Origin of the sequence: Algibacter sp. (assembly GCF_049667265.1) — a bacterium.
Lineage (GTDB): Bacteria > Bacteroidota > Bacteroidia > Flavobacteriales > Flavobacteriaceae > Algibacter_B.
The window spans coordinates 1-4,923 of sequence record NZ_JBATHX010000481.1; the positions used below are offsets into that span (position 1 = coordinate 1).

At 32.0% G+C, this 4,923-nt stretch carries 3 protein-coding genes; all 3 read left to right on the forward strand.

What is annotated here, in order from left to right; translation table 11 throughout:
* The first annotated feature begins 114 nt into the window (after positions 1-114).
* A complete protein-coding gene (locus WBN21_RS16465; protein WP_424202211.1) occupies positions 115-2,178 on the forward strand; it encodes a S9 family peptidase in 2,064 nt (687 codons plus the stop codon).
* Between the two features lie 71 nt (positions 2,179-2,249).
* The gene (locus tag WBN21_RS16470) at positions 2,250-3,290 is read left to right on the forward strand and encodes a PLP-dependent cysteine synthase family protein (RefSeq protein ID WP_424202213.1); all 1,041 of its coding nucleotides are present in this window, start codon (positions 2,250-2,252) and stop codon (positions 3,288-3,290) included.
* Positions 3,291-3,538: 248 nt separating this feature from the next.
* Positions 3,539-4,798, forward strand: coding sequence for an aminotransferase class I/II-fold pyridoxal phosphate-dependent enzyme (locus WBN21_RS16475; protein WP_424202215.1), 1,260 nt, complete (start codon positions 3,539-3,541; stop codon positions 4,796-4,798).
* Positions 4,799-4,923 lie beyond the last annotated feature (125 nt).

Consider the following 4,923-nt stretch of genomic DNA (forward strand, 5'->3'; position numbering starts at 1 on the left):
CATCATATTCATCATATCTCCAAACATAATTTTATAAATTAATTATTATCATACAAAGCTATTTAATTTTTATATTTTTGAAAGCTTAAATTATTATGAATAAACATATCTTAATTGAAAAAAATAAATAAGTTTCCAATTGCTAAAAAAATTCCTCAAGAATTAACGATTCACAATGATACCAGAGTTGATAATTATTTTTGGTTAAATAATAAGGACAACCAAGATGTTATAGATTATTTACAGGCTGAGAATGCTTATACCGAGAAAGTGATGATTGATACCAAAGAGTTTCAAAAGAAATTATTTGAAGAAATGAAAGGCAGGATTAAAGAGGATGACACTTCTGTGCCTTACAAATTAAATGGTTATTGGTACATTACTAAATATGAAACTGGAAAAGACTATCCTATTTATGTTCGAAAAAAAGAGACTCTAGACGCAGCAGAGGAATTGTTATTTGATTGTAATGAAATGGCTAAAAGTCATTCTTATTTCAATTTAGGGGGCATTTCTATAAGTCCAGATAATACATTGGCTGCATTTTCTACAGATACGGTTAGTAGAAGGCAATACACCATTCAGGTTAAAAATTTAATAACCAACGAAACCTATTCAGATAAAATTTTAAACACAACTGGAAGCGCTACTTGGGCTAATGATAATAAGACGTTATTTTATTCCATGAAAGATGAAGTAACCTTGCGCTCTCATAAAATATTTAAGCATAAATTACTTTCTGGTAATAAAAATGATATAGAAGTTTATCATGAAACAGATGAAGCTTTTAACACTTTTGTTTACAAATCGAAATCAAAAAAATATATTGTAATTGGGTCATCAAGTACGCTATCTTCAGAATATCGTTTTATAAATGCGGATACACCTGATAATGAATTTAAACTTTTTCAAGTCCGTACAAAAGATTTAGAATACAACATTGCACATTATGGTGATAGCTTTTATGTTATTTCTAATATTGATAATGCTACTAATTTTAAAATATCAAAAACCAACGAAAACAAAACTGAAAAGCAGTATTGGCAAGATGTTATTCCTCACAGGAAGTCAGTTTTAATTGAAGATATTGAAATTTTTAAAGATTATTTAGTGATAAATGAACGCGAAAACGGCCTAAATAAATTAAGAATCATAAATTGGAATGGTAAGGAAGATTATTATTTACCCTTTGATTCTGAAACCTACACAACCTATATTGGAAATAACCCAGATTTTGAAAGTGATTTGTTGCGCTATGGATACAATTCATTAAATACGCCTGGTTCAGTAATTGATTATAATTTTAAAACGAAGCAAAGCGACATTAAGAAAGAACAAGAAGTTCTGGGAGGTAAGTTTAAAAAAGAAAATTATGAATCTATAAGGGTTTGGGCTCCAGCTTCTGATGGTGTAAAGATTCCAATCTCTTTAGTTTACAAAAAGGGCATCAAATTAGATGGATCTAACCCATTACTGCAGTATGCATATGGATCTTATGGTTCAACAATCGACCCATCTTTTTCAAGCATTCGTTTAAGTTTACTTGACAGAGGTTTTATTTATGCCATTTCTCATATTAGAGGTAGTGAGTATTTAGGCAGGGAATGGTATGAAAATGGAAAGCTGCTTAATAAAAAGAATACGTTTACAGATTTTATTGATTGTTCAAAGTATTTAATTGATCAAAAGTATACTTCAAATAAGCATTTGTATGCTTATGGAGGATCTGCTGGTGGTTTATTAATGGGCGCAATTATAAATATGAACCCTGAGCTTTATAATGGCATTCTGGCTGCTGTACCTTTTGTAGACGTCCTTACAACCATGCTTGATAATACGATTCCTTTAACAACGGGGGAATATGATGAATGGGGGAATCCTAACAATTTAGAATATTATAATTACATAAAATCGTATTCACCTTATGATAATGTAGAAGCTAAAAATTATCCAAATATGCTTGTTATTACTGGTTTACACGATTCTCAAGTTCAATATTGGGAACCAGCAAAATGGGTTGCCAAATTACGAGAATTTAAAACGGATTCGAATATTTTGTTGTTAAAAACAGACATGGAATCTGGTCATGGTGGTGCTTCAGGACGATTTGAAAGCTTAAAAGAAGTAGCTTTAGAATATACGTTTTTGCTAGATTTAGAAGGGAATTGTAGTTATTAAAAAAAAAGTTTTATTTTTGCTTGGTTTAAACTGTGATATTTTAATAATTTTTCAGTTTATAAAAAGCTTTTATGAAACACAGAAATCAAGTATTTGATAATGTATTAGATTTAATTGGCAATACGCCGCTTGTTAAACTTAATAGAATAGCTTCCAAGTTTAAAGGCGATTTTTTTGCAAAAGTTGAATCTTTTAATCCAGGACAATCATCCAAAGATAGAATAGCACTTTACATTATTGAAGAAGCCGAAAGAAAAGGCATTCTTAACCCGGGCGATACTATTATTGAGACAACTTCTGGGAATACTGGATTCAGTATTGCAATGGTTAGTATTATAAAAGGGTATGACTGTGTTTTGGCAGTTAGTTCTAAATCATCTCCAGACAAAATAGACATGCTCAAAACAATGGGAGCCAAGGTTTATGTTTGCCCTGCACATGTTAGTGCTGATGACCCAAGGTCTTACTATGAAGTTGCAAAACGTCTTCATAGCGAAATGAAAGGGTCTGTTTATATTAATCAGTACTTTAATCAATTAAATATCGATGCACATTATAATTCTACCGGTCCTGAAATCTGGGAGCAATCAAAAGGTAAAATAACACATTTGGTGGCATGTAGCGGAACTGGTGGTACTATTTCTGGAGCAGGAAAGTATTTGAAAGAGCAGAATCCAGATATTAAAATTATTGGTGTTGATGCTTTTGGTTCTGTTTTAAAGAAATATCATGAAACCAGAGAGTTTGATGAAAAGGAGATTTATCCCTATAGAATAGAAGGATTAGGGAAAAACTTAATTCCTTCAGCTACGGATTTTGATGTTATTGACGAGTTTGTTAAAGTTACAGATGAAGATAGTGCGCATACGGCCAGATTAATTGCAAAAACAGAAGGCATGTTTGTTGGGTATACTTCGGGTGCAGCAACACAGGCTTTGTTGCAACTTGGTGAAGATGATTGTTTTAAGAAAGATGATTATGTAGTTGTTTTATATCCAGACCATGGTTCAAGATACATGAGTAAAGTGTATAGCGATAAATGGATGAACGATCAAGGTTTCTTTGATAGTGTAAATGAAGCTGCAGCACAAAATATTCAATACATAAAATAGAATAAATATTAACATAAAATGAGAGATGAAATTTTGCTTTAAATGTAAAAGTTCATCTCTTTTTACGTATTTGTTAATAATTGAGCATCAAAAATTATGTTCAAACCAGATAAATAATTAATTTTGCAGCAACTAACTAATAACTAAAGGCTTCTTTAATTTTTAAGCAATATATGTTTAATTCCTTATTAAAAGCAATGGTCTAGTTATTGTTATGTCTTAATTTTAATAGCAATAAGATTTACTAAATGAAAGATTTATTCGAAAAAATTTATAAAGACAAAGGACCATTAGGAAAATGGGCGTCTCAAGCGGAAGGTTACTTTGTGTTTCCAAAATTAGAAGGAGAAATTTCTAACCGTATGAAATTTCAAGGAAAAGATGTAATTACTTGGAGTATCAATGATTATTTAGGTTTAGCAAATCATCCAGAAGTTCGTAAAGTTGATGCTGAGGCTGGTGCTAAATATGGTTCCGCTTATCCAATGGGAGCAAGAATGATGTCTGGTCATACAGATTTACATGAAAAACTTCAAAAGGAATTAGCATCTTTTGTAAGTAAAGAAGCTGCTTACCTTTTAAATTTTGGGTATCAAGGGATGGTTTCAACTATTGATGCGTTGGTTTCAAAAGATGATATTATTGTTTATGATGTTGATGCACATGCTTGTATTATTGATGGCGTTCGTTTACACATGGGTAAACGTTTTACATATAAACATAACGATGTTGAAAGTTTAGAGAAAAACTTAGAGCGTGCTACTAAAATGGCAGAACAAACAGGTGGAGGAATTCTTGTGATTTCTGAAGGTGTTTTTGGAATGCGAGGCGAACAAGGACGTTTAAAAGAAATTGTTGCGCTTAAGAAAAAGTTTAATTTCAGATTCTTTGTTGACGATGCTCATGGATTCGGAACTTTAGGAGCAACTGGAGCAGGAGCAGGAGAAGAGCAAGGTGTTCAAGATGATATTGATGTTTATTTTGCAACTTTTGCCAAATCTATGGCAAGTACAGGAGCGTTTATTGCGGCTGATCAAGAAATTATCGATTATTTGAAATATAACTTACGTTCTCAAATGTTCGCTAAGTCTTTACAAATGCAACTTGTTGTAGGAGCCTTAAAACGTTTGGATATGTTACGCACTATGCCAGAACTTAAAAAGAATCTTTGGACAATAGTTGACGCCTTACAATCGGGTTTAAAAAAGCGTGGATTCGATATTGGTACAACACAAAGTTGTGTAACGCCAGTATACTTAAAAGGAAGTATTCCAGAGGCTATGGCTCTAGTAAGAGACTTACGTGAAAACTACGGAATATTCTGTTCTATAGTGGTTTACCCTGTGATACCTAAAGGATTAATTTTACTTAGATTAATCCCTACAGCAACACATACTCTAGAGGATGTTGAAGAAACTTTAAATGCTTTTGATGCCATTAGAGAGCGATTAGACAATGGAACATACAAACGTCTTTCTGCTGCGGTAATGGCTGCAATGGGAGAGTAATTAAAATATATTATTACAAAAAAAAATCCGATTCAAACTTGAATCGGATTTTTTTATGCAATATCTTTTCTAAAGGTTTTTCTTCGTTTGTAAACTTCAGGGGAGAAGTGCTTCCAAATTTTATG